General features: G+C 66.0%; 29 protein-coding genes and 1 pseudogene. 25 read left to right on the top strand and 5 right to left on the bottom strand.

Annotated features, from left to right (window positions below; translation table 11 throughout):
• The 21 genes and pseudogenes from ACESK5_RS04025 to ACESK5_RS04125 all read left to right on the top strand — a co-directional run.
• A pseudogene (locus ACESK5_RS04025) lies at window positions 1–363 on the top strand (hypothetical protein); the annotation flags it as partial.
• On the top strand, window positions 364–576 hold the full coding sequence (gene rpmC / locus ACESK5_RS04030; protein WP_372910260.1) for a 50S ribosomal protein L29: 213 nt from the start codon (window positions 364–366) through the stop codon (window positions 574–576). It abuts the pseudogene before it with no gap.
• A 15-nt stretch (window positions 577–591) separates the two neighbouring features.
• Window positions 592–1149 (top strand): ribonuclease P protein component 1, encoded by a 558-nt coding sequence (locus ACESK5_RS04035; RefSeq protein ID WP_372910261.1) that lies wholly within the window; start codon window positions 592–594, stop codon window positions 1147–1149.
• The gene (locus ACESK5_RS04040; protein WP_103426612.1) at window positions 1140–1466 is read left to right on the top strand and encodes a 30S ribosomal protein S17; all 327 of its coding nucleotides are present in this window, start codon (window positions 1140–1142) and stop codon (window positions 1464–1466) included. Before ACESK5_RS04035 ends, ACESK5_RS04040 begins: the two co-directional genes overlap by 10 nt.
• Window positions 1466–1864 carry a 50S ribosomal protein L14 gene (locus tag ACESK5_RS04045; protein ID WP_372910262.1) on the top strand — a complete coding sequence of 133 codons (399 nt, stop codon included), beginning with the start codon at window positions 1466–1468 and terminating at the stop codon, window positions 1862–1864. Before ACESK5_RS04040 ends, ACESK5_RS04045 begins: the two co-directional genes overlap by 1 nt.
• A gap of 13 nt (window positions 1865–1877) precedes the next feature.
• The gene (gene rplX, locus ACESK5_RS04050) at window positions 1878–2252 is read left to right on the top strand and encodes a 50S ribosomal protein L24 (RefSeq protein WP_372910263.1); all 375 of its coding nucleotides are present in this window, start codon (window positions 1878–1880) and stop codon (window positions 2250–2252) included.
• Window positions 2249–2962: a 30S ribosomal protein S4e gene (locus ACESK5_RS04055; protein ID WP_372910264.1), complete on the top strand. Its 714-nt coding sequence runs from the start codon at window positions 2249–2251 to the stop codon at window positions 2960–2962. Before rplX ends, ACESK5_RS04055 begins: the two co-directional genes overlap by 4 nt.
• Window positions 2962–3498 (top strand): 50S ribosomal protein L5, encoded by a 537-nt coding sequence (locus ACESK5_RS04060; protein WP_372910265.1) that lies wholly within the window; start codon window positions 2962–2964, stop codon window positions 3496–3498. Before ACESK5_RS04055 ends, ACESK5_RS04060 begins: the two co-directional genes overlap by 1 nt.
• On the top strand, window positions 3495–3668 hold the full coding sequence (locus tag ACESK5_RS04065) for a 30S ribosomal protein S14 (RefSeq protein WP_103426607.1): 174 nt from the start codon (window positions 3495–3497) through the stop codon (window positions 3666–3668). Before ACESK5_RS04060 ends, ACESK5_RS04065 begins: the two co-directional genes overlap by 4 nt.
• Window positions 3669–3670: 2 nt before the next feature.
• Window positions 3671–4063, top strand: a complete 393-nt coding sequence (locus ACESK5_RS04070) for a 30S ribosomal protein S8 (RefSeq protein WP_103426606.1) — start codon at window positions 3671–3673, stop codon at window positions 4061–4063.
• Between the two features lie 2 nt (window positions 4064–4065).
• On the top strand, window positions 4066–4605 hold the full coding sequence (locus ACESK5_RS04075) for a 50S ribosomal protein L6 (protein ID WP_372910266.1): 540 nt from the start codon (window positions 4066–4068) through the stop codon (window positions 4603–4605).
• Window positions 4606–5337 carry a 50S ribosomal protein L32e gene (locus ACESK5_RS04080; RefSeq protein ID WP_372910267.1) on the top strand — a complete coding sequence of 244 codons (732 nt, stop codon included), beginning with the start codon at window positions 4606–4608 and terminating at the stop codon, window positions 5335–5337. It begins immediately after the preceding gene.
• A complete protein-coding gene (locus ACESK5_RS04085; RefSeq protein ID WP_372910268.1) occupies window positions 5334–5789 on the top strand; it encodes a 50S ribosomal protein L19e in 456 nt (151 codons plus the stop codon). The genes ACESK5_RS04080 and ACESK5_RS04085 overlap by 4 nt, the downstream gene beginning before the upstream one ends.
• Window positions 5789–6343 (top strand): 50S ribosomal protein L18, encoded by a 555-nt coding sequence (locus tag ACESK5_RS04090; protein ID WP_372910269.1) that lies wholly within the window; start codon window positions 5789–5791, stop codon window positions 6341–6343. The genes ACESK5_RS04085 and ACESK5_RS04090 overlap by 1 nt, the downstream gene beginning before the upstream one ends.
• Window positions 6340–6996 (top strand): 30S ribosomal protein S5, encoded by a 657-nt coding sequence (locus tag ACESK5_RS04095; RefSeq protein WP_372910270.1) that lies wholly within the window; start codon window positions 6340–6342, stop codon window positions 6994–6996. The genes ACESK5_RS04090 and ACESK5_RS04095 overlap by 4 nt, the downstream gene beginning before the upstream one ends.
• Window positions 6996–7460, top strand: a complete 465-nt coding sequence (locus ACESK5_RS04100) for a 50S ribosomal protein L30 (RefSeq protein WP_372910310.1) — start codon at window positions 6996–6998, stop codon at window positions 7458–7460. The genes ACESK5_RS04095 and ACESK5_RS04100 overlap by 1 nt, the downstream gene beginning before the upstream one ends.
• On the top strand, window positions 7457–7966 hold the full coding sequence (locus ACESK5_RS04105; protein WP_372910271.1) for an uL15m family ribosomal protein: 510 nt from the start codon (window positions 7457–7459) through the stop codon (window positions 7964–7966). The genes ACESK5_RS04100 and ACESK5_RS04105 overlap by 4 nt, the downstream gene beginning before the upstream one ends.
• A 3-nt stretch (window positions 7967–7969) precedes the next feature.
• The gene (gene secY, locus ACESK5_RS04110) at window positions 7970–9439 is read left to right on the top strand and encodes a preprotein translocase subunit SecY (RefSeq protein ID WP_372910272.1); all 1470 of its coding nucleotides are present in this window, start codon (window positions 7970–7972) and stop codon (window positions 9437–9439) included.
• A gap of 306 nt (window positions 9440–9745) precedes the next feature.
• Window positions 9746–10642, top strand: a complete 897-nt coding sequence (locus tag ACESK5_RS04115) for a metallophosphoesterase (RefSeq protein WP_372910273.1) — start codon at window positions 9746–9748, stop codon at window positions 10640–10642.
• 130 nt (window positions 10643–10772) lie between these two features.
• Complete coding sequence (locus ACESK5_RS04120) at window positions 10773–11072, top strand: AbrB/MazE/SpoVT family DNA-binding domain-containing protein (protein WP_372910274.1); 300 nt, start codon at window positions 10773–10775, stop codon at window positions 11070–11072.
• Complete coding sequence (locus ACESK5_RS04125; protein WP_372910275.1) at window positions 11069–11506, top strand: type II toxin-antitoxin system VapC family toxin; 438 nt, start codon at window positions 11069–11071, stop codon at window positions 11504–11506. The genes ACESK5_RS04120 and ACESK5_RS04125 overlap by 4 nt, the downstream gene beginning before the upstream one ends.
• A gap of 61 nt (window positions 11507–11567) precedes the next feature.
• Here the strand turns inward: ACESK5_RS04125 and ACESK5_RS04130 are convergent, their stop codons facing one another.
• On the bottom strand, window positions 11568–11729 hold the full coding sequence (locus ACESK5_RS04130) for a hypothetical protein (protein ID WP_372910276.1): 162 nt from the start codon (window positions 11727–11729) through the stop codon (window positions 11568–11570).
• A gap of 571 nt (window positions 11730–12300) precedes the next feature.
• Between ACESK5_RS04130 and ACESK5_RS04135 the strand changes: the two genes are divergently transcribed.
• From ACESK5_RS04135 to ACESK5_RS04145, 3 genes are all read left to right on the top strand, one after another.
• Window positions 12301–12885: a hypothetical protein gene (locus ACESK5_RS04135; RefSeq protein WP_372910277.1), complete on the top strand. Its 585-nt coding sequence runs from the start codon at window positions 12301–12303 to the stop codon at window positions 12883–12885.
• A 316-nt stretch (window positions 12886–13201) separates the two neighbouring features.
• Window positions 13202–14500, top strand: a complete 1299-nt coding sequence (locus tag ACESK5_RS04140; RefSeq protein WP_372910311.1) for a DUF362 domain-containing protein — start codon at window positions 13202–13204, stop codon at window positions 14498–14500.
• Window positions 14501–14628: 128 nt separating this feature from the next.
• Window positions 14629–15417 (top strand): SDR family oxidoreductase, encoded by a 789-nt coding sequence (locus ACESK5_RS04145; protein ID WP_372910278.1) that lies wholly within the window; start codon window positions 14629–14631, stop codon window positions 15415–15417.
• An 89-nt stretch (window positions 15418–15506) separates the two neighbouring features.
• Here ACESK5_RS04145 and ACESK5_RS04150 read toward each other — a convergent pair whose 3' ends face one another.
• The gene (locus ACESK5_RS04150) at window positions 15507–18257 is read right to left on the bottom strand and encodes a cation-translocating P-type ATPase (RefSeq protein ID WP_372910279.1); all 2751 of its coding nucleotides are present in this window, start codon (window positions 18255–18257) and stop codon (window positions 15507–15509) included.
• Window positions 18258–18395: 138 nt separating this feature from the next.
• Window positions 18396–19070, bottom strand: coding sequence for a hypothetical protein (locus ACESK5_RS04155; protein WP_372910280.1), 675 nt, complete (start codon window positions 19068–19070; stop codon window positions 18396–18398).
• Window positions 19071–19164: 94 nt separating this feature from the next.
• On the opposite strand from ACESK5_RS04155, the gene ACESK5_RS04160 reads away from it, so the two are divergent.
• The gene (locus ACESK5_RS04160) at window positions 19165–19689 is read left to right on the top strand and encodes a phosphopantetheine adenylyltransferase (protein WP_372910281.1); all 525 of its coding nucleotides are present in this window, start codon (window positions 19165–19167) and stop codon (window positions 19687–19689) included.
• A 4-nt stretch (window positions 19690–19693) separates the two neighbouring features.
• Here ACESK5_RS04160 and ACESK5_RS04165 read toward each other — a convergent pair whose 3' ends face one another.
• Together ACESK5_RS04165 and ACESK5_RS04170 are read right to left on the bottom strand one after the other, a co-directional pair.
• Window positions 19694–20659 carry a DUF1616 domain-containing protein gene (locus ACESK5_RS04165; protein ID WP_372910282.1) on the bottom strand — a complete coding sequence of 322 codons (966 nt, stop codon included), beginning with the start codon at window positions 20657–20659 and terminating at the stop codon, window positions 19694–19696.
• A 167-nt stretch (window positions 20660–20826) separates the two neighbouring features.
• Window positions 20827–23040 (bottom strand): hypothetical protein, encoded by a 2214-nt coding sequence (locus ACESK5_RS04170; RefSeq protein ID WP_372910283.1) that lies wholly within the window; start codon window positions 23038–23040, stop codon window positions 20827–20829.
• Between the last annotated feature and the right edge of the window lie 496 nt (window positions 23041–23536).

Consider the following 23536-nt stretch of genomic DNA (forward strand, 5'->3'; position numbering starts at 1 on the left):
GAACTCCTCACCGAAGAGCCCGAGGACGTCCCCGACTTCTCCGACGAGGACGTCGAGGTCCCCACCGACGAGCCCGACGAGGTGCTCGACGAGGAGGACATCGAGGTCGTCGACGAGGAGGACATCGCCATCGAGGAGGAGGTCGTCGAAGAGGACGTCGACGCGGAGACCGGTCCCGCCGAGACGGCGCCCGAAGACCCCGACGCGGACGAAGCCGCCGCGGAGGCCGCCGCCGAAGAGGCGCTCGACGAGGAGGTCGAGGCGGAAGCCGCCGACCTCGTCGCCGAGATGGAAGCGGCCGACGACGAGGACGAAGACGCGGACACGGACGCCGACGACGCCGACGAGGAGGAGGGAGCGTAGATGGCCATCCTCTACGCCGCGGAGATCCGCGACATGACGCCCGCCGAACGACAGGCCGAACTCGAGGAGCTCGAGACCGAGCTGCTCAACGCGAAGGCCGTGCAGGCAGCGGGTGGCGCGCCGGACAACCCCGGTCGCGTGAAGGAACTGAAGAAGACCATCGCCCGGATCAAGACGATCCAGACGGAAGAAGGCGACATCGACGAGGAATAACGGACTCGAACCGAGATGGCACTCACACCCGAGACCCTGACACGACACGAACTCAACGGCCTCCTCGTGGAGGTCGTCGACGCCCCGAACCCCGACCTGGTCGGGATAGCCGGGCGTGTCGTCGTCGAGACGATGCACACCCTGCATCTGGACTGCGACGCGGCCCCGCCGCGTCGAACGCGAGACGGCGAGGCCGTCGAGCACGACGGTGCTCGGGTGCGGCAGGTCCCCAAGCAGGGGTCCGTGTTCGAGTTCCGCCTCTCGACCGCCGAGGCCGCCGAGACCGACAGCCGGACGGGCGACGTCCCTACCGTCGCGTCCGGCGCTCGGTCTCGGCCCACAGGCACACGCACAGATGAAGCCGCCGAAGCTGCGAAGGCTTCGGGGACCGCGTCCGAACTGGTTTCGGGGCCCGACGAACCCGCCACCGACGCCGACTCCAACGGCGAGTCGGTCGAGGCGGCACGGGTCGAAGCTGGCGAGGGCGTGGCCTACGTTACGGTGGATGGCACACAGCTGCTCTCACGACCCGCGCTCCGCACGGAGAACGCAGGTGAATCAACATGGCGTTAGGACTCAACGTACCACAGCCGGAGGAGACCTGCTCCGACCAGAACTGTCCGTTCCACGGATCGCTTTCCGTGCGCGGACAGACGCTGGAGGGCACCGTCGCCTCCACAGACATGGACAAGACCGTCGTCGTCGAGCGAGAGTACGACGTTCGCGTCCCCAAGTACGACCGGTACATGAAGCGTCGGAGTCGGATTCCGGCCCATGCACCGCCGTGTCTGGGACTCGAAGCAGGCGACACGGTCCGTATCGCAGAGACACGACCGCTCTCGAAGACGAAATCGCACGTGGTCATCGAACGCGTCGGAGGTGACGACTGATGAAGGCGCTCAAGGCCGACGTCACTCGTGGCCTCAACCGCGGCGCGCTCGTCACGTGTGCGGACAACACCGGAGCCCGCGAGCTGAAGGTCATCAGCGTCCACGGCTACTCCGGCACGAAGAACCGTCAGCCCTCGGCGGGCATCGGTGACAAGGTGACCGTCTCGGTCACCAAAGGCACCCCCGAGATGCGCCGCCAGGTGCTCGAAGCCGTCATCATCCGACAGCGGAAGACCATCCGTCGACCGGACGGCACGCGCGTGAAGTTCGAAGACAACGCGGCCGTCGTCATCGACGAGATGGAAGAGCCGCGCGGGACCGAAATCAAGGGTCCCGTCGCACGCGAGGTTGCCGAGCGCTTCGGGAGCATCGCATCGACAGCGACGATGATAGTCTAACCAGGAACCGCATATGACGAAACAACCACGCAAACAGCGAACTCGGACGCGCGACGCGCCGCTCCACGAGCGGCACAAGCAGGTCCGTGCCACGCTTTCGGAGGACCTCCGCGAGGAGTACGGTCGGCGAAACGCCCGCGTCAACGCGGGCGACACCGTCGAGGTACTCCGCGGCGACTACGCCGGCGAGACCGGCGAGGTCATCGAGGTCGACCTGAAGAAGGCGGCCGTCCACGTGGAGGACGTGACCGTCGAGAAGGCCGACGGCGAAGAGGTGCCGCGGCCGCTCGACGCGTCGAACGTCCGCATCACGAAGCTCGAGTTCCACGACGACGACGACCGACGCGAGGCACGACTCCGCGCGGACACGGAGGAGGATAACGAATGACGCGACACCAGAAGCGACTCTCGGTCCCGAACACGTGGCCGGTCGAACGGAAGGAAGCGACGTGGACGGTCAAGGCCGACGCCGGCCCGCACGGCGAGGCGGGGGTTCCCCTGCTCATCCTGCTGCGGGACGTGCTCGGTTACGTCGACTCGAAGAAGGAAGCGCGCTACGCGCTCAACCAGGACAGCGTCCTCGTGAACGGGGTGGCGGTGTCGGACGAGTCCCGCCCCATCGGGATGTTCGACATCCTCGCGTTCACCCAGCGCGAAGAGTACTACCGGGTGTTCCCCGACGAGGGGGGCCGCCTGGCACTGACGCCCATCACGGCCGACGCGGCGGACAGCCGTCTCGGCAAGGTGGTCCGCAAGCAGCAGGTGAAGGGTGGTGCCTTCCAGCTTACCCTCCACGACGGGACCAACGTCCGCGTCGAGGAGGGGAGCGACTACGCGACGAACGACTCCGTCGTCGTCGACAACGAGACAAAGGAGATCGTCGCCCACTTCGGCTACGAGGAGGGCGCGCTCGTCACGGCCGTCGACGGCCAGCACGCCGGCGAAATCGGCGAGGTGGCCGAGATCACGGTCACGCCCGGCAGCGGTGCCAACACCGTCCGCGTCGTCCGCGACGACGACACGGAGTTCGAGACGGTCGAGGGCTACGTCGTCGTCATCGACGAGAAGTTCACCGAGAGTTCGGGAGGTGACGACTGATGTCGTCTGACTCCGGCGCGGGCTTCCACGAGATGCGACAGCCCGCCGTCGAGAAGGTCGTCGTCCACATGGGCGTCGGCACCGGCGGCCGCGAACTCGCGAACGCCGAGGACATCCTCGGCGAGGTCGCGGGCCAAGAGCCGGTCCGGACGCAGTCGAAGCGTGCCAGCCAGGACTTCGGTGTCCGTCGGGGCGAACCCGTCGGCGCGAAGGTCACCCTGCGCGGGACGGTCGCCGAGGAGTTCCTCGAGACGGCACTGCCGCTGACGGAACTCTCCGCCACGCAGTTCGACGAGTACGGGAACTTCAGCTTCGGCGTCGCCGAGCACACCGAGTTCCCGAGCCAGGAGTACGACCCCAACATCGGGATCTACGGGCTGGACGTGACGGTCAACCTCGTCCGCCCCGGCTACCGCGTGCGCAAGCGCGACAAGGCAGCCAGTTCCATCCCGTCGCGCCACAAGCTCACTCCCGAGGACGCCATCGCGTTCGTCGAGAGCGAGTTCGGCGTCGACGTGGAGGTGAGCGAAGAATGAGCGAAAGTGAGACAGAGACGGGCGAGCACGCCTCGCGACGCACCGGCATCGAGCGCGAGTGCCGTCGCTGCGAACGGAAGCAGGGCCTGGTCGGGAAGTACGACATCTTCCTCTGCCGGCAGTGCTTCCGCGAGGTCGCCCGCAACATCGGATTCAAGAAGTATCGATAACCATGGCGGATAACGATCCACTCAGCAACGCGCTCTCCGGCGTGAACAACGCCGAGAGCGTGGGCCATCTGAGCCACACGGTACAGCCCGCCTCGAACGTCATCGGCTCCGTCCTCGAGGTCTTCTACGACCGCGGGTACATCGACGGCTTCGAGTTCGTCGACGACGGCAAGGCCGGGAACTTCGAGGTCGAACTGAAAGGTGCGATCAACAAGTGTGGCGCCGTGAAGCCCCGGTACGAGACCGGGGCCGACGAGTACGAGAAGTGGGAGAAGCGGTATCTCCCCGCCCGCGACTACGGGACACTCATCGTCTCGACGAGCCACGGCGTCATGAGCCACTACGAGGCCCGTGAGGAGGGCCTCGGCGGCCAGGTGATCGCGTACGTCTACTGACAATGTCGCGAATACAACTGGACATCCCAGACGACGTCTCCGCCGAGATGGACCACCTCACGCTCACCGTCGAGGGGCCCGAAGGAAGCGTCTCCCGACGCCTCTGGTACCCCGACATCAGCGTCGAGGTCGACGACGACGCGGTCGTCATCGACTCGGCCGAGGAGGACGCGAAGACCGAAGCGACCGTGGGCACGTTCGAGAGCCACGTGCGGAACATGTTCCACGGCGTCACCGAGGGGTGGGAGTACCGGATGGAAGTCCTCTACGCCCACTTCCCGATGCAGGTTTCCGTCGACGGTGACCACGTGGTCATCGAGAACTTCCTCGGCGAGAAGGCACCGCGTCGCGCGAAGATCCGCGGCGACACCGAGGTACAGGTGGACGGCGAGGAGGTCATCCTCTCCGGCCCGAACAAGGAGGACGTCGGCCAGACGGCGGCCGACATCGAACAGCTCACCCGTGTGAAGGACAAGGACACGCGCGTGTTCCAGGACGGCGTCTACATCACGGAGAAGCCGACGAAGGCAGGAGGTGCCTAGATGTCCGCTGACGAGAACGACACCGACGGACCACAGGAACTCGAAGACATCAGCGGCGTCGGCCCGTCGAAGGCCGAGGCGCTCCGCGAGGCCGGCTACGAGTCGGTCGAGGACGTCAAGGCCGCGAGCCAGTCCGAACTCTCCGAAGTCTCCGGCATCGGCAACGCGCTCGCCGCGCGTATCAAAGCCGACGTCGGCGGCCTCGAAGTGGCCGAAGAGACCGAGGCGGAGGTCGAAGACGAGACCGAGGCCGAGGTGGAAGAAGCCGAGGAGGAGGACGTCCCGACGAAGACCGTCCCCCGCGGCCACGCGGACAAGACGCCCGAACTCGACGACGAGACCGAGCGGGCGCTCGCCCAGAAGCACCGCGAGGGCAAGCCGCAGTTCAAGCGGCAGGACTACCACATGAAGAAGCGGACGCCCGAGTCCTGGCGACGCCCCCGCGGCAACCTCTCGAAGCAGCGCCGCGGCATCAAGGGCAAGGGCGACACGGTCCAGGCGGGCTTCCGCTCGCCGAAGGCCGCGCGCGGACTGCACCCCTCGGGCTTCGAGGAGGTTCGGGTCCACAACACCGACGACCTGGCGGACGTCGACGGCGACACGCAGGCCGTCCGCATCGCCTCGTCGGTGGGTGGCCGCAAGCGCGAGCGCATCGAAGACGAGTGTGAGGACCGCGAGATTCGCGTCCTCAACCCGACCTACATCGAGGTCGAAGCGGAGGGAGACGAATGACGGACCTGAAAGCCCAGCGACGGATGGCCGCCGACGTCCTCGACGTCGGCAAGGACCGCATCTGGATGGACCCCGAGGAACAGGCCGAGATCGCGGACGCCATCACGCGCGAGGACGTCCGTGACCTGGTCGACCAGGGAACCATCCGCGTCAAGGACGCGAAGGGCAACTCGAAGGGTCGCGCCCGCGAGCGGAAGGCGAAGCGCGACTACGGCCACCGCAAGGGGGCCGGCTCCCGGAAGGGGAAAGCGGGTGCCCGTCAGAACAAGAAGAAGGCATGGATCAGCCGGATCCGCGCACAGCGGAAGCGACTCCGCAACCTGCGCGACGACGGCCCGCTGTCGCCCTCGGAGTACCGCACGCTCTACAACAAAGCGAGCGGTGGCGAGTTCGACAGCGTCGACCGGCTCGAATCGTACATCGAGACACATTACGGATACGAGGTGAAATAATGGCGACAGGACCACGGTACAGAGTACCGATGCGTCGTCGCCGCGAGTCCCGGACCGACTACCATCAGAGGTTGCGCCTGCTGAAATCAGGTAAGCCGCGGCTTGTCGCTCGCGTGAGCAACAAGCACGTCAGGGCGCAGCTGGTCACGCCGGGCCCGCAGGGCGACGAAACACACGTGAGTGCCTCGAGCGAGGACCTCGCCGACTACGGCTGGGAGGCCCCCACAGGGAACCTCCCGAGCGCCTACCTCACGGGCTACCTCGTGGGCCTTCGGGCCCGCGAGGCTGGTCTCGCGGAGGCGGTGCTCGACATCGGCCTGAACACGGCGACCCCTGGCAACAAGGTGTTCGCAGTACAGGAAGGCGCAATCGACGCCGGGCTCGACATCCCCCACAACGAGAGCGTGCTGGCGGACTGGTCGCGTAACCGCGGCGAGCACATCGCCGCGTACGCCGAGCAGCTCGACGAGCCGCTCTATTCGGGAGGATTCGACGCCACGGAACTGCCCGAGCACTTCGATAGCGTGCTCGAGCGACTTCAGGAGGACGCATGAGCAGAAGCAACGACGGATGGGAGCCGCGCACGCGGCTCGGCCGTATGGTACAGGACGGCGACGTCACATCGATGGACCAGGCCCTCGAGTCGGGTCTCCCGCTCAAGGAGCCCGAGATCGTCGACCAGCTCCTCCCCGGACTGGACGACGACGTGCTCGACATCAACATGGTCCAGCGCATGACCGACTCCGGCCGCCGGGTGAAGTTCCGGTGTGTCGTCGCGGTCGGAAACCGCGACGGCTACCTCGGCTACGCCGAGGGCCGTGACGACCAGGTCGGTGGCGCGATTCAGAAGGCCATCGAGGTGGCGAAGCTGAACATCATCAAGGTCGACCGCGGCTCTGGGTCGTGGGAGGACCGCGCCGGCGGTACTCACTCGTTGACCCGGAAGGCAGAGGGGAAAGCCGGCTCCGTCACCGTCGAGATCATCCCGGCCCCGCGCGGGCTCGGACTCGCGGCGTCGGAGACGACCCGGAGTATCCTCGAACTCGCCGGCGTGCAGGACGCGTGGACCAAGTCCCACGGCAACACCCGCACGACGGTGAACCTCGCGAAGGCGACGTACAACGCGCTGAAGAACGCCTCGCAGTCGCGGACCCCGCGCCGCGCGCGGCAGGTCCAGGCCGAGGCGGACGGGGAGGTGTCCGAATGATGCAGGCAGTCGTCCAGGTTCGCGGTGAGGTCGACATGAGCTCGGGCGTCCGCGACACGATGAAGATGCTCAACCTCCACGGGGTCAACCACTGCACGTTCGTCCCCGAGGAGGACACCTACCGCGGCATGATCACGAAGGTGAACGACTGGGTGGCTCACGGCGAGCCCTCGGTCGACGTGGTCGAGTCGCTGCTGCGCAAGCGCGTCGAGCCGCTCGAAGGTGACGCCGACGTCGACGAGGCGTGGCTCTCCGAGCACACCGATTACGACGACTTCGCCGCCTTGGCGGCGGCGCTCGCCGACGAGGAGACGACGCTGCGCGCGCAGGGGCTCTCGCCCGTGCTCCGCCTGCACCCCCCGCGCGGGGGCCACAAGGGCCTGAAGCACTCTGCCCCTGAGGGCGGACAGCTCGGCAAGCACTCGACCGACCAGATCGACGACCTTCTGGAGGCGATGCGATGACGTCGAAGAAGCGACGCCAGCGCGGCTCCCGCACGCACGGCGGCGGCACTCACAAGAACCGGCGCGGCGCCGGCAACCGTGGCGGCCGCGGCCGCGCCGGACGGGACAAACACGAGTTCCACAACTACGAACCACTCGGGAAACACGGCTTCACGCGACCCGAGGAGACGCAGGACACCGTCGTCGAGGTGCGTGTCCAGAAGCTCGACGAGGACGCGGCACTCCTCGCGAGCGAGGGCGTCGCCGAGGCCGACGGCGACGCGTACCACCTCGACGCGCGAGACGTCGCCGAGGACGGCCACGACGTCGACGTCGTGAAGGTGCTCGGCGGCGGACAGGTCCGAAACGAACTCCACATCGTCGCCGACGCCTTCACCAGTGGCGCCCGCGAACTCGTCGAGGAGGCCGGCGGCAGCGCAGAGCTCACCGAGCGCGCGCAGCAGGCCGCGGCCGAAGCCGAGGACGAAACCGAAAACGCTTCAGACGACGAGGCGAACGGAGAGTAACTCATGGGATGGAAGGAGGCCGCCGAACCGGTGCTGACGCGGATGCCCTCGGTCACCCGTCCGGAGGGGCACGTGCCCTTCCGCCGCAAGCTCGGGTGGACCGCGGGCATCCTCGTCCTGTATTTCTTCCTGACGAACGTCACCCTGTTCGGGCTGGCGACTGGCTCGGAGGACTTCTTCGGCCAGTTCCGCTCGATCCTCGCAGGGTCGCAGGGGTCGATCCTCCAGCTGGGGATCGGTCCCATCGTCACGGCGAGCATCGTGCTGCAACTGCTCGGCGGGGCCGACCTGCTCGGTCTCGACACGTCGGACCCCCGTGACCAGGTCCTCTACCAGGGGCTGCAGAAGCTTCTGGTCGTCGTGATGATCTGCCTGACGGGGCTCCCGATGGTGTTCGCGGGGAACTTCCTGCCCGCGGACCCCGCGGTCGTGCAGTCGCTCGGCGTCGGTTCCAACGGCGTGAAGGCGCTCCTCTTCGCGCAGATCGCCGTCGGTGGCATCCTCATCCTGTTCATGGACGAGGTCGTCTCGAAGTGGGGCGTCGGCTCCGGTGTCGGGCTGTTCATCATCGCCGGCGTCAGCCAGCAGCTCGTCGCCGGGCTGTTCAGCTGGGAGGCGCTCGGGCGGACCTCGGGCTTCTTCCCGACGTGGTTCGGCATCATCACCGGCTCGAACGAACTCCCCTCGCTGCTGACGGCGGAGGGCCTGCAGGCGCTGTTCCTCGGACAGGGACAGATCCTCGCGCTCATCACGACGCTGCTCATCTTCGGCATCGTCGTCTACGCCGAGTCGGTCCGCGTCGAGATTCCCCTCTCGCACGCCCGCGTGAAGGGTGCCCGCGGCCGGTTCCCGGTGAAGCTCATCTACGCGAGCGTCCTGCCGATGATCCTCGTTCGCGCGCTGCAGGCGAACATCCAGTTCCTCGGCCGGATCCTCAACTCGCAGCTCGCGTCGATGCCGGCGTGGCTCGGTCAGTACAACACGAACGGACAGGTCACCGGCGGCCTGTTCTACTTCCTCGCACCCATCCAGACCCGTGCGGACTGGATGTGGTTCCTCGGGCTCACGTCGAACGAGCCGTGGGAGATCATCGTCCGGATCCTCGTCGACCTGACGTTCATGATCATCGGTGGCGCCATCTTCGCCATCTTCTGGGTTGAGACGACGGGAATGGGTCCCGAAGCGACGGCCCGGCAGATCCAGAACTCCGGGATGCAGATTCCCGGTTTCCGGCGGAACCCACAGGTCATCGAGAAGGTCATGGAGCGGTACATCCCGCAGGTGACGGTCATCGGCGGGGCGCTCGTCGGCCTGCTGGCCGTGATGGCCAACATGCTCGGGACCATCGGGCAGGTCTCCGGAACCGGTCTGCTGCTGACGGTCTCCATCACGTACAAGCTGTACGAGGAGATCGCCGAGGAGCAGTTGATGGAGATGCACCCGATGATGCGCCAGATGTTCGGCGGAAACTGAACATCTGGAAAACATTCATTAACACACCTCGCGTTCGGGGTGTATGAGTTCTGAATCGGACGCCGAACCGGACGACGTGTCCCCGCACGTTCACCTGAAGATCAGCCCGGCAAAGAAGCGCAATCAGCTTAGCAGGATTTTTGATCGGTTTCTTAACTGGGTTTGGATTCTTGTGAGTTTGTTGCGCTGTGTATTCAGCACGCCCCGACAAACTATCAGCGGCTGAGGGTTTCAAGAAGGCCTCTGAACTCATCCTCGTCTCCCCCGAGTGCGACCTATTAAGCATTATTATGATGACAGTCGATTATGACTGAACAGCGCGTCCTCGTCATGGGTGACAACCACGGCGATGCTGACTCCCTGAGACGCGTCGTTGAGGAGACAGAGGGTGAGACCTTCGATTTCATCATCCATGTCGGTGACCTCACCAATGCGTCGTATACCGACGAACCAGACGCTGGGCGCACGCAGCTGGAGAGCATCGCTCCGCATTTCGAGTCACTCGCACAGCGCGGCACGCTAATCTACATTTGGGGTAACCGTGACGGGTACGGTGACAGCGTACCCCACGACGTACTTGATTCGGGCATCCTGCTTCACGAGGAAAGCAAGACCATCGACGGCCAGCGGTTCACGACTGATCCCAGTGATGTAACGTCCGAAACCATCCTCATCACTCACGGGCTCTACCCACAATTCATCGATCACTTTGAGGGGAGAGCGTACTTTTCGGGACACGTCCACGTCGGGCGGTATCGAGGACGGGTACTCAACTCAGCCTTCTTATATCGCGATGGACTCCACGGGTCTAACCCTCTAACTGGTGGCTATTTCGTCGTCACAGTGAAAGACGAGCCGCCGTTCGACGTGGGTTTCAGGAATCTTGACGGCCTCAAGCGAGTCGTCTGTCTCGACCATATCGAGCGCGGGGTTCTCTTCCAGCCACACTACCAGACGTGTATGTTCTGTTATTACGAGGGCAAACTTGAGGGAGAAATGCTCGCTACCGGTTTCTACGGCTGCACACAGAAGACTGGGCGCGAAGCGGTCAGCGACGAGGAACTCATCGAGTACGCTATGTCGCTATTCAATAATCCGCCAGATGGATTCGAAGAATCGTTTACTGCGTATCTACAGACTGCAGCCGATCATTCGCGTTCTCGAATTGAGCGGAACGACGATGGCCGACTCACACTCCGGTGACTGGGCTAAGCAGTAGTTGGTAGCGCGGCTTCATTATTCAGTTTTGTGAGTGGAAGAAACAGGACCGTTGAGCGGCATTTCAGAAAAGTATTACAAAAGCTAAAGTAATACTGTATGCTACTCATTACGTATGAACGACGCAGAAGACGGAACCACCGTCACCGTTACGAGCAAAGGGCAGGCAACGATTCCCAAAGAGTTCCGTGACAAGCTCCACATCGACACGCCGGGGAGAGTCCGATTTGTTGAGAACGAAGATGGAGAAATCGTGATACGGCCAGTAAAACGCCCGTCTGAGATTCGAGGGGCCCTCGCCACGTCCGAGACGGGGGGAGAGGAACAGACGGCCACTGAGATGCTCAGAGAGGAGCGAGAGCGAGATAAGAAGAATCTGGATAAAAAACACAGGCTGTCGGAAAACGGCAAATGAAGGTTGTATTCGATGCCGAGCCGCTCATCGCTTTTGCGTTCGATGAGCCCGGAGCAGGGGATGTTGAAGACTTCCTCGACGACGTGTATGACGGTGAAATCAACGGGTACGTCACGACCATCAATCTTGCAGAATTTCGGTACATAGCGGCCCGTTTAAGTTCGCCAGAGCGGGCGGATGCCCATATCAAGGACCTCAAGGAGATGGGTGTAACCGAATACAAGATTGACGACCTGTGGGAACTCGCATCGGACTTGAAAGCAACGTACAGTCCGTCACTCGGGGATGCGTACGCCGTCGCCGCCGTCAAGGAGGAAGACAACAACGGGAACGACGTGACACTCCTCGTCGGCGCTGACGATGACTATGATGACTTCGAAAATGAGGAGGGGTTCAAGCACTTGATTGAACGGTTCCGAGACGAGCCCGCTTGACACGAGTGTGAGTGAGATCTACATCGTGCGATCTCCAGTCAAAAAAAGAGGGGCTGCGTTGTTACCGAAGGTACGCGACGAGCGCGGCTCCTGCAACGATGATACCAGCACCGAGCGCGATGCCCGCTCCGATGCCGATTCCGCCAGCAGCGGTCGTTGCGAGAGGCGCATTGAACGCGACCTCCGGGGCGATGCTTACCGTTCCGACTTCGATCGGACTCATTCTCTCTTGATCTCCTTGTAGTGGTCACAGTACGGGCACGTCAGCCCGTGTTCTTGCGCACTGTACTCGAACCCGCATGATTCACACGCGATTAGATGCGGAGAGTACGTCTTCTCGTACTCTGCTCGCAGAGCAGTAGTGATCACGCCGTTCCGAGCAACCAGAATCACTCCTGCTGGGTCGTGGAGTCGAGTCCAACCACTCTGGCCCTTGACCTCTACGTCCGATGCTTGTACCCACATCTCGACTGCCGATAGTGGGAAAGCACTGCTCCGCATCGTACACCGCAGTTCCCCGTGTTCAGACGGTTGAGGAGCGGCTTCGGTGTTCGGTTGTCGTCGTTTCTTACGGGCCTTTGGGGGAGTCACCCTTCTAGCGCGCAGTGATCTCGGCTGAGATCGGACTGCCGCCAGTAGGGTTCGTCATGACCCCGTTCCATACATTCTGCTCGGGGTAAATATAACTTTCTCTATTAGTAAATCTATGATTTAGTCAGCAAGGTTTAGATATATAAATCTTTCTCAAAAAGATAAACGCATAATTTAATCTACGCTCGTGCTAACCTCAGAGCATGATTGATACTAGAATGCGGCTGAGTGCCGTCCGAGATGCGGGTAGTGCTGTTATTGAGCTATTAGATGTCGGATTTAAACCTGCAACTCCCGGGTTTGATCCAGATAACGCTCAATTGGAAGAGGATCCAGAATATGGTAAGTGTTTGAGAATGTTAGAGGACGCACTCAAACAATTTGGACCCACCGAAACCTATGAAGTCCGCGACTATCCTTTACGACATCTTGAATCTACTAGAGTGTTTAACGGCAATAAATATAGTGCGATTGAAATATCGTACAAGAGCAACGGAACCGGTCAAATCAAAGTTATTGTCCAAACTCCCGAATATTTCATCACTCCTATTGATGATATGAACTATGAACTATCCAGACTTGAAGTTGGTCGAAGAACAGCACATGGAGAACTCGCTATATTAGTAACTGAACTTGGTTCCTGTGCCGAGGCACTTGATTACTGGGTCACAGACGAATTAGATGAAGCTCCGTTCAAGTCAAATACTTGGCGTACTGCTCGCGGTGTTACTCCACAAGCGATCAGCAATAATGTGAATTCTGCGAGAGATAAGCTGCAAGATGATTGAGGTAGAATTGAATTTTGACTACTTCCGTCTGACATATAAACTAAATTGATTCACTGCAAGCCTGATACTGACTGTTCAAGAAAGGCTGGCTGGTGAGGACGAATCCCCCAACTTCGGGAGCAGCCTGATTGGAATACTTTGGGGCAATATTTGCTGTAGTGTTGTAGAGATGTTGTCACCCCACGAGTGATGCGCCAGATGTTCGGCGGCGGTAACTGAACTGCGACGCCCGCCGTCTCCTCGCGGTCTTCTTTCGAGCGCTCCCGAACGGAGCGAGAGTATTTAGTCACGAGTCCACATTCTCCGCCGGATGGTGCTGGAGTTCCCCGACCGCGACGCCGTCGCCTCGCTTGTCGACGCACAGCCGCTGCCGTCGTTCGTCCGTGTCCGCTCCGCTCCCGCGACGACGACGCTCCCGGAGCCGACCGTCCGCGCTCGCGAGGAACTCGCTCGACTCCCCTTCGACTCGCTCTCGCCCGGTGCTCGCGTCGCCGTCGGCGTCGGGAGTCGCGGCATCCACCGCGTCGACGAGTACGTCGCGAGCGTCGTCGCCGAACTCGACGAGCGCGGCTTCGACCCGGTCGTCGTCCCGGCGATGGGGAGCCACGGTGGGGCGACCGCCGAGGGCCAGCGCGAGACGCTCGCGTCGCTCGGCGTCACCGAGGCGAGCGTCGGCGCACCCATCGACGCGCGGATGGACGCCGAACGGGTCGCAACGGTCCGCGTCGGCGACACCACCTACCCGGTGTTCGTCGCGTCCGCCGCAGTGGCGGCCGACGGCGTCGTCGTCGTCAACCGGGTGAAGCCACACACGAACTTCTCTGGTCGGGTCGAGAGCGGCCTCTGTAAGATGCTCGTCGCGGGCCTCGGCAAGCAGCGGGGGGCGAGTTCGTTCCACGCGGCGGCACTCTCCGAGGGGTACGTCCCGGCGCTGGAGGCGGCGTTCGCCGCGATCGCCGAGGCGGTACCGCTCGTCGGTGGCCTCGCCCTCGTCGAGAACGCCGCCGAGGAGACGGCCCACGTCGAGGGGATCCCCGGGTCGGAGATTCTCGACCGCGAGCCGGCCCTGCTCGAACGCGCGTACGAGGAGATGGCGACGCTCCCCGTCGAGGAGGTGGACCTGCTCGTCGTCGACGAACTCGGCAAGGACGTCTCGGGGGCCGGGATGGACACCAACGTCGTCGGCCGCTACCGGGTGTTGAACGCACCGGACCCCGAGACACCTGAGATACAGCTCGTCTACGCCCGCGGACTCACCGAACGGACCGAGGGGAACGGCAACGGCATCGGTCTCGCCGACCTCACCCGACGGGCGGTCCTCGACCAGCTCGACACGGCGAAGACGTACGCGAACGCGTTGACGAGTGGGTCGCTCGCGAAGGCACGGATTCCCGTCGTCGCTCCCGACGACGAACTCGCGCTCCGAATCGCGCTGTCGGCGCTAGGGAGCCCCGCCCCCGACGACGTCCGCGTCGTCTGGATACGCAACACGCAGGACCTCGGCGAACTGTACGTCTCGACGGGTGTCGTCGGCGACCTGCCCGAGACGGCCACCGTCGTCGAGGAGGTCGAACTCGGGTTCGACGACGGTACCGCCCGGTTCGAGCCACGGTGACCGCGTCGCCCCGTCTCGAGGCCGCGTTGGTCCGGCCGCGCCTCCGACTCACGGACTCGGTGTCGAGTCGACGCCGACCGATTTCCGCTACGACTAGCTTTTCACTCTCCTCGGGGGTAGGGCGTGGCATGGATTTGCACATCGAGGGGAACGCGGCGCTCGTGACTGCGTCGTCGAGCGGCCTCGGGAAGGCCTCGGCGAAGGCACTGGCCCGAGAGGGCGCGAACGTCGTCGTCAACGGACGAGACGCGGACCGCCTGGCCGAGGCGGCGGCCGAGATTCGGGACGTGGCGAGCGGTGAGGTGGTCGCCGAGGCCGGAGACATCACCGACCCGGCGGACGTCTCGGCGCTGGTCGAGAAGACCGTCGACCGGTTCGGCGGAGTAGACCACCTCGTGACGAGCGCCGGCGGACCGCCGTCGGGGGCGTTCCTCGACACCGACGACGAGGACTGGTACGACGCGTACGACCTCCTGGTGATGAGCGTCGTCCGCCTGGCGCGGGAGGCCGCCCCGCATCTGCGCGAGGGGGCTGGCGGCACCATCGTCACCATCACTTCCCGGAGTGTCAAGGAGGCCATCGACAGCCTCGTGCTCTCGAACTCGGTTCGCATGAGCGTCGTCGGTCTGGAGAAGACGCTCTCGAAGGAGTTCGCCCCCGAGGTGCGGGCGAACGCGGTCCTGCCCGGCGCACACGAGACGGCGCGCATCCGCGAACTCGTCGAACAGGCGGTCGACCGTGGCGAGTACGACTCGTACGAGGAGGGAGTCACGAACTGGGCGGACAACCCGCTCGGCCGCGTCGGCGACCCGATGGAACTGGGCGACACCGTCGCGTTCCTCTCCTCGCCGCGGTCCGGATTCATCACCGGTGCCGCCGTCCCGGTCGACGGCGGGAGTTCGCAGTCGAACCTGTGACCCCGTCGCGTTCGACACGGCCGGGTCGTCCCTCGCGGTGAACCGGGCGCGAGGTAGCGACGCGCCGTGCTGGCTGGGACCGACCGGGCCTAAGTCTGCTTCCGCCCGACGAGCACGAGGTTGACGACGAGGACGACGCCCACCGCGAGTCCGATTCGGATCCAGTCGGCCGCCGTGGGGACGACCACGCCGAACAGCCCCGACAGCGGCGTGTAGAGGACGAGTCCGTGCAACGCGAGCGACGCGGCGACGGCCGCGAGGAGCCAGGGGTTCGACAGGGGCGACTGGCCGAAGCGGCGACGGATGACCTGCACGAGGCCCATCTCCGAGAGGACGAAGAAGGTGAAGAGTACCGTCTGTGCACGGGCGAGCGACCCGAAGGTCGACAGCGACTCGAAGAAGAGCGTGACTCCCACGGCCGCGAGGGTCAGGCCGATGGCGAGAATCGAGACGGCGACCCCCCGGTCGATGACGCCGTCGTCCTCGTCGCGGGGGTCGCGTTCGAGTACGTCGTCGGCGGTGGGGTCGACGCCGAGTGCGAGCGCCGGCGGGCCGTCGGTGACCAGGTTGATCCACAGGAGCATGACGGGCGTGAGGATGAGCGCCTCCGCCTGGGCGGCGAACAGTCGCGGGAAGAGGACGCTTCCGACGAGGACGCCGACGAAGACGGTGAACACCTCGCCCGCGTTCGCCGAGAGGAGGAACGTGACGAACGATCGGATGTTGTCGAAGATACCCCGACCCTCGGCGACGGCGTCGCGGATGGTGGCGAAGTTGTCGTCGCGCAGCACCATGTCGGAGGCGTCCCGCGTCACGTCCGTCCCGCGCGTCCCCATGGCGATACCGACGTCAGCCGTGCGGACGCCGGGAGCGTCGTTGACGCCGTCACCCGTCATCGCGACCGTGTGACCGTTCGCCCGCAGGGCGCGGAGGACGCGGACCTTCTGCTCGGGGGTGGCCCGGGCGAACACCTCGACCTCCTCGACCCGTTCGCGCAGTTCCTCGTCCGTGCAGTCGGCGATTTCGCTGCCCGTCATCGCTCCGGTCGGGTCGAAGCCGACCTGTTCGCCGACGGCTTTCGCCGTCTCCACGTTGTCACCGGTCACCATGACGACGCGGATGCCCGCCTTCCGGCAGTCGGCGACGGCGTCCGGCACCTCCGAGCGTGGCGGGTCGATCATCCCCTGCAACCCGAGGAACGTCAGCCCCGTCTCCAGCGTCTCCTCGTCCGCGTCGGGGTCGACACCCTCGCGGCGGGCGAAGCCGAGGACGCGCAGGGCGTCGCCGGCGAACTCGTCGACCGACTCGAGGAACCCCCGTCGACGGTCGTCGGTCAACTCCCGGACCTCGCCGTCGACCAGCACGGTGTCGCACCGGTCGAGGACCACTTCCGGTGCCCCCTTCGTGTAGGCCGTGTGGCTGTCTTCCTCCCGGACGACGACGGTCATCCGCTGGCGCTCCGAGGAGAACGGCACCTCGGCCACCCGATCGGCGTCCACGTCGACGCCCGCCTTGCGTGCCGAAACGAGCAGAGCCACCTCCGTGGGGTCGCCGAGGTACTCGTCGTCGTCGCTCTCGGTCGCGCGCTCGGCGTCGTTACAGACCGCCCCACACCGCAGGACGGCTTCGAGGTCCGGAGACGACGGAGATTCACCGTCGGCAGTCGAGGTGGCCTCGCCGTCGAGGCGGAACTCGCCCTCGGGGTCGAGCCCCGACCCGGTCACCTCGTACGTCTCGCCGCCCGTCGCGACGCGGGTGACGGTCATCTGGTTCTCGGTCAGGGTGCCGGTCTTGTCGGTGAGGATGACGTCGACGGAGCCGAGACTCTCCACGACGGGGAGGCGCCGGACGAGGGCGTTGCGGTCGACCATCCGGCGCGCCCCGAGCGCGAGCGTCAGCGTCACCACCGCGGGGAGCCCCTCGGGGACGGCCGCCACCGCCAGCGTGATGGCCGTCAGGACGACGGCGACGACGTTCGCCTCCGTGAGGAGGAGCTGGACGGCGACGACGAGGAGGATGAGCGCGCCGACGCCGAGACCGATGCGCCGGCCGAGCGCGTCCACCTCTGACTGGAAGGGCGTCTCGTTGTCCGGGGCGGCCTGCAACTGCGTCGCGATGCCGCCCACCTGCGTCTCCATCCCCGTCTCGACGACGACGGCCACGCCGCGGCCGGCGACCACCGAGGTGTTCATGTAGACCATCGTCTCGCGCTCGGCCAGCGGGGCCTCTTCCTCCACTGGCTCCGTCGTCTTCGAGACGCTCGCGCTCTCGCCCGTCAGCGCCGCCTCGCTCGTCGCGAGCGCCTGCGCCTCCACGAGACGGGCGTCCGCGGGGACGGCGTCGCCCGCCTCCAGGACGACGACGTCGCCCGGGACGACGGTGGTGGCGTCGACGACCTGCCGTCGTCCGTCACGCACGACAGTCGCCTCCGGCGACGACATCTCGCGGAGCCGTTCCAGCGACTTCTCGGCGCGGTAGTCCTGGACGAAGCCGAACACGCCGTTGCCGAGCAGGATGAGGAGGATGAGCCCCGCGTCGACGTAGTTCGGCTCCTGGCCCGGGAGCACCCCCGTCGCGAGCGACAGCACCGCCGCGACGATCAGGAGGTAGATGAGCGCGTCCTGGAACTGCGCGACGAACAGCGCGAGCGGTGACACCGACTCGTCGTCGTGGAGTTCGTTCGGGCCGTACTCGTCGAGTCGGCTGGCCGCCTCCTCGGCTGAGAGGCCAGACTCGCCCGTCTGGAGTGTCTCGAAGACGGCGTCGACGGACTGCGCGTGCCACGCCTCGTCCGCCGCCGCTTCGTCGGTGACCGCGGGGTGGCGCTGTGCCTCGCTCATCCGTGTCGCGAGCGGGGCTTCTCACCGGGTCGTGGCGATTCGAGCGCGGCAGGGAGCGTCGTGGCGAACATAATCGTGGACGTCGGTACCCACTCGGCCGGGCGGTTTAGCTACTGCGCCGACCGGGTGGGTCACCGGTCACCCGCGGTGACCGACTCCCGCGTCACCGTGGCCGCCGTCGGCGTCTCCAACGTCGTGGTCGTCGGCGGCGGTGTCGCGGTGGCCCCCCGCGTCGCCGGCCTCGTGGTCGCGACGGTGGAAGTTCTCGAGTAGGCCGTCGCCGAGCGCGACGACGACGAGCGCGCCGAGGAGGTCGAACACCAGGTCGAGCGCGGTGTCGACCCGGCCGTACGAGACGAGGACGGGGTCGAGACCGACGCGTCGAGAGAGCCAGTGGCTCGCGTACTCGACCACCTCCCAGAGCGCCCCGCCGCCGACGACACCGGCGATTACGCGCGGACGGGGGTCGAGGCCAGTACGCCGTGCGACGGCGTGTGTGACGCCGCCGAGCAGGGTCGCCGAGTGGACGTGCGTCAGGTGGTCCCACCACCAGACGTCGTCGTAGGGGCCGAGCATGCCGACGGCGTGAGTGAGCATCGCCGCCTCGGTGTAGACGCGCTGCCACGGGCGGAACCGCACCGGGTAGCGCCGCTCGACCACGTCGGGGAGGTAGCTGCCGACGAGGGCGAGGGCGGCGTTGACGACCGCCCCGGGGTCGCGACGGCGGACGCCGACGACGAGGACGCCGACGATACCGACGCGGATGGCTCGCTCCGCCGTCCGCACGGCCCCCCTCGAGACGTCACTCGACACAGTGGTTCACCGTCCGATGTGAATCCGACGAGCAAAAGCGTTCTGTCCGACCGGACCGGTAAGTTATTCGACCGTGGCGTGAGGAGACGCCCACGTGACGGACACTGACCGCACGGCCATCCTCGGCGGCACGTTCACGCCCATCCACAACGGCCACCGTGCGCTCTTACACGCGGCGTTCCAGACCGCGAGCCACGACGGCCCCGGCGACGGCCACGTCGTCGTCGGCCTCACGTCCTCCGACCTCGCCACCCGGACCCGGAGCGACGCCGAACAGGGGAGCCTCTTCGGTTCCTACGAGGAGCGTCGCGCGGCGCTCGACGACGAACTCGACCGGCTGAGCCGGGCGTACACCGCCTCGTACGAGATTACGAAACTGACCGACACGCGTGGACCGGCGGCGACGGACGAGGGGGTCGACGCGCTCATCGCCTCCCCCGAATCGAAGGCCCAGCGGCGCGCGCACGAGATCAACCGACAGCGGACCGAGGGGGGGTTGCGCCCGCTCGAAATACACACCGCCCCGTTCGTCGTCGCCGAGGACGGCAGGCGCATCAGCAGCACGCGCATCCGACGTGGCGAGATAGACGTCCACGGACGCGTCCTCGACGAGGAGTAGGCGGCTACCGCCCGAGACTCACGTAGACGGTCCGGTACGCCGTCTCGCTCGACGGCACGGGCGGAGCGTCGCCGCGGTACAGGTAGTACACGACCCGACCACCGGTGGCCGAGACGCCGTGCCGTGCCTCCCAGCGCTTGCCGTCGGCGAGGCTGAACGCGACCCGGTTGACCTCCTGTCGGGCCGTGACGTCTCCCGCGCCGTCGAGACGCTGTCGCTGTGCGACGACCGTGTAGGAGACACGCTCGCCTTCGCGGTTCGTCACCGAGAGTACGAGCGTCCCCCCGTCGTCCAGGACGTCAGCGTACGACCGGCCGAGGCGGTCACCGTCGGGTGTCTCGGCGAGGACGGCGAACTCGGTGTACGGGTCGGCGCTCGCGGGGTTGGTGAAGGCGTAGCCGACCGAGACGGCCGCCACGAGGACGCTCCCGAGGACGAGGAGGTTCAGTGCGACCCTCAGGGGTGGCTCCGACCACAGTTCACGGACCAGGCTCTCGACCCGGTCCACCGGAAGCGCGAACCGGTCCCCCGGTGGAAGCTGGAGCCGACGCCACATCGCGGCGACGCTCGTTCCGAGGACGAGGACACCCGTCCCGACGGCGAGGGAGGTGGTGGTGACTCCCCACGGACTCTGCGCGAGGACGAGACCGACCAGCGGGACGACTGCGAGGCTCGCACCGACCGACAGCAACACGCGGTCGAGGCCGTCGAGCCGGGTGCGGCGGTCGTCCGATGCCACCCGACCCGGTACGTCCACTCCGGGGAACAGCGCCGAGACGACGACGTAGCCCGGGACGAACAGGACGAACGGCCAGACGACGACACTCCGGAGTGGGGTGTCGCGAACGACCGGGAGCAGGATGCTCCCGAGGACGACGAGCGTGAACAGGCCGACGGCTCCGAGGTCGGTCGGCACGCGTGCGACGGTGTCGGCCCAGGCACTCGTTCGGTGGTCGGTCTGCGTGGCCATCTGTCAGTCGTACGGGAGTCGGATGCAAAAGTAGGACCTGCCTTCTCCCCCTGGGAGTGGCTTAACGGCACTGTCGACTGGGCAGGTCGCGTCACCGAGACGGCCGTCTCCGAGTCGTCGAGGCTGCCGTCGCCGAGTCGGTCCTCGCGCCGTCGCCTCGTCGTCCATCAGGAGAGCAACGACGCCGAGGTGTCGATCGCGGACGACGCGTCCTCCTCGGTGGGGGGCGTCGGGCTGAACGCGGCTCGCTCGTACCGCGTCGTCACGTCGGACAGTCGCGCTCGCTCCGAGCCGGCCAGCGAACGGTCGGCGTCGGCCGCCCGGAGGAACTGACGGTGGGTTCCGCGCTTCGGCACGCCGCGCGCGTGGACGAACCACAGACGGGCGGCAAGATAGCTGTACTCGACGGCGTCGACTGGGTCGCCGGCCGCGAGGCGAGCGCGAGCCACGTCGAGGAGCACGGCCGGCAGTTTCGCGACGGCGATGCTCCCGGCATCCGCGTCGGCGTCCGTCGGCGCTGCGCTCGTGCCGTCGCCGTCGTCGGGTGCTCCACCAGTCGCGTCCGCGTCGACGCGGCGTCGGTACGCGAGGACGCCGGCGACGACGAGGGCGACGACGACCCCACCGAACCACAGGGGAGCCGAGAGGACTGTCCCGAGCAGGCGCGCGAACACGCCGTCACCGAGCGCCTCCGCGTCGATGCCCAGCAGGCCGGCGAACGAGGACTGGAGGCCGGCTGGTTCGTCCGCCGTGGCACCCGACCGACGGACCGGTAGCGCCACGCTGTCCGTCTCACGGGTCGGTTCGAGGTTCGTCCCGTCGCCGTCGAACGCGGCTTCGACCCTCAACTCACCGCCAGTCCCCAGGTCGGGCGGTACCCACAGGACCGTCTCGAACTCACCGTCGGAGTCGGTTACGACGGTACCGACGACGCGCCCGTCGAATCTGAGGTCGACGGGCTGGCGGGCGACGACGTCGCCGTCTGTCGTCGTGTGAGTCCCGGAGACCGCCACCGACTCGAGTGCCTCCGCGTCCGCGTCGACGTCGAGGACCGTCCCGGTCGACTCCACGACGACCGGCACGTCGGCGGACGTCGGCGCGAGTGCGCGCCCCGCCTCGGCGAGTCCGACGCGGACCGTCCGGTCGCCGGCGGGGACGGCCGCGGGGAGGAGTCCGGTGAACGCCACGATACCGGTCTCGTTCGTCTCCGTCGCGTTGAGCCGCGTCCCACCCATCCACAGCGTCACCTCCGTCCCGTCGACGGGGACGTCTCCGACGGTCACCCGCCCGACGACGCGGTACGCCGCCCCGAACGCGGTACGCGTGGGAGCGGTGTCGACTGTCACCGTCGGTGTCGACTGTTCGACCGTCGCCGTCATCGTCGTGTTCGACCCGAGGTACACCGAGTCGTTCCGGGGGACGAAGGCGACGTCGAGCGTCTGGCGGCCGACCGGGACCGCCGTCGGCCGGTACACGAACTCGAACGCGCCGTCGTCGGCTACCCGCGTCGTGTACGCCCGCGCGCCGACGGTGAACGTCGCCGGGCCGAACGGCTCCGGCGTCCCGTCCGGCGACGTCACCCGACCACTGACGACGATGGGGTCCTCGAACGATCCGGCCGCCTCCGCCTCCTCCAGCGTCAACGTCGTCGCGAAGAACTCGACGGATCGGATCTGCGCCTGCTGGTTCTCGATTTCGTCCGCGAGCGCCTCCACCTGCGAGAGCTCCGCAGTGAAGTTCAGTCCAGTGTCGCTCTGGATGGTGGTGTAATCCTCGACGAGACGGTCACGGCTGGCGACGGAGCGGTCCGCGACGGCGTTGAGGTCACGGGCGAGCTCGCGCGCTCGCTCCTCGTCGCCAGCCCGCTTCGCCGCCTGGTAGGCCTCGCGCTTCTGTCGGTACTCGGCGACCGAGTCGACGAACTCGCGCTGTGTCCGTCCCGCTTCTTCGAATCGGCTCTCGCGCTCGCCGCGGCGCTCCCGGGAGACGGAGACGTACCGGTCGAGGATGCTGTCGTACTCCGGGCCGACGAGCTGCCGGGCACGGTCGTACTCTCCCCGGTCGAGTCGGACGATACTGTCGCCGAGTCGGGTCGCGAGGAGCCGGCTCAGGTGCGACTCCAGGTCCGTCACGTTCCCCTCCTCGCGCACCTCTGACGGGTTACGGTGGCGCACGCCGGCGGCCGCGGTGGTCTCGTTCCCCTCCGACGGCACGGGCGTCGACACCTGTGGTACGGGAACGGGTCCGAGTCGGTCGGCGACGCCCGTCGCGGTCGCCGCCGGGACGGACGCCACACACACTAGGAGGACGACGAGAAACACGGCCCCCCGACCGGTCACCGCCCGCAAGCGTCCGACCAGTAGAGGGGAGGGTCCGAACATGGCGACGTAGAGACACCCGTGGGGCAAAGTTACGACTCCCATACCGGTCCGGAGTCGCTTCCGAAAGCGGCTCTCCGCCTCCCACCGCCCGACTGTGTCACGGGGCCGTGTCGTCTCGTCCCGCTGGCCCGTCCACGCCCGGCGGGACGGACTCGCTCGAACCACCACCGCCGGGCCGGGTCTGGACCTCTCGCGCCCGGCGCGTGCTCGGGGAGAATCCGGGTGTTCTCAGTGGTACCGTTCGGCACGGCGGACGTTCCACGGCCGCCAGCCGTGAGTGAGGGGCGTGTCACTCGGTCCTTGCAACCGGAGCGACCACTACACGACCTCTCGGTTTAGGAACGCGTTATGCTCGGGTCACCAGCGGTCCGAGAGCGGTTGGTCTCTTCGACGTTCGTTCAGGTTCGAACGAAGGTCAATGAATATTTGATAATTATGAGTGGAAAAAGTATATGTAATAAATACTGCGTTAAGACAAACGCAATGGCACGCGAAC

It is taken from the genome of Salinigranum sp., assembly GCF_041641895.1.
Classification (GTDB): domain Archaea; phylum Halobacteriota; class Halobacteria; order Halobacteriales; family Haloferacaceae; genus Salinigranum.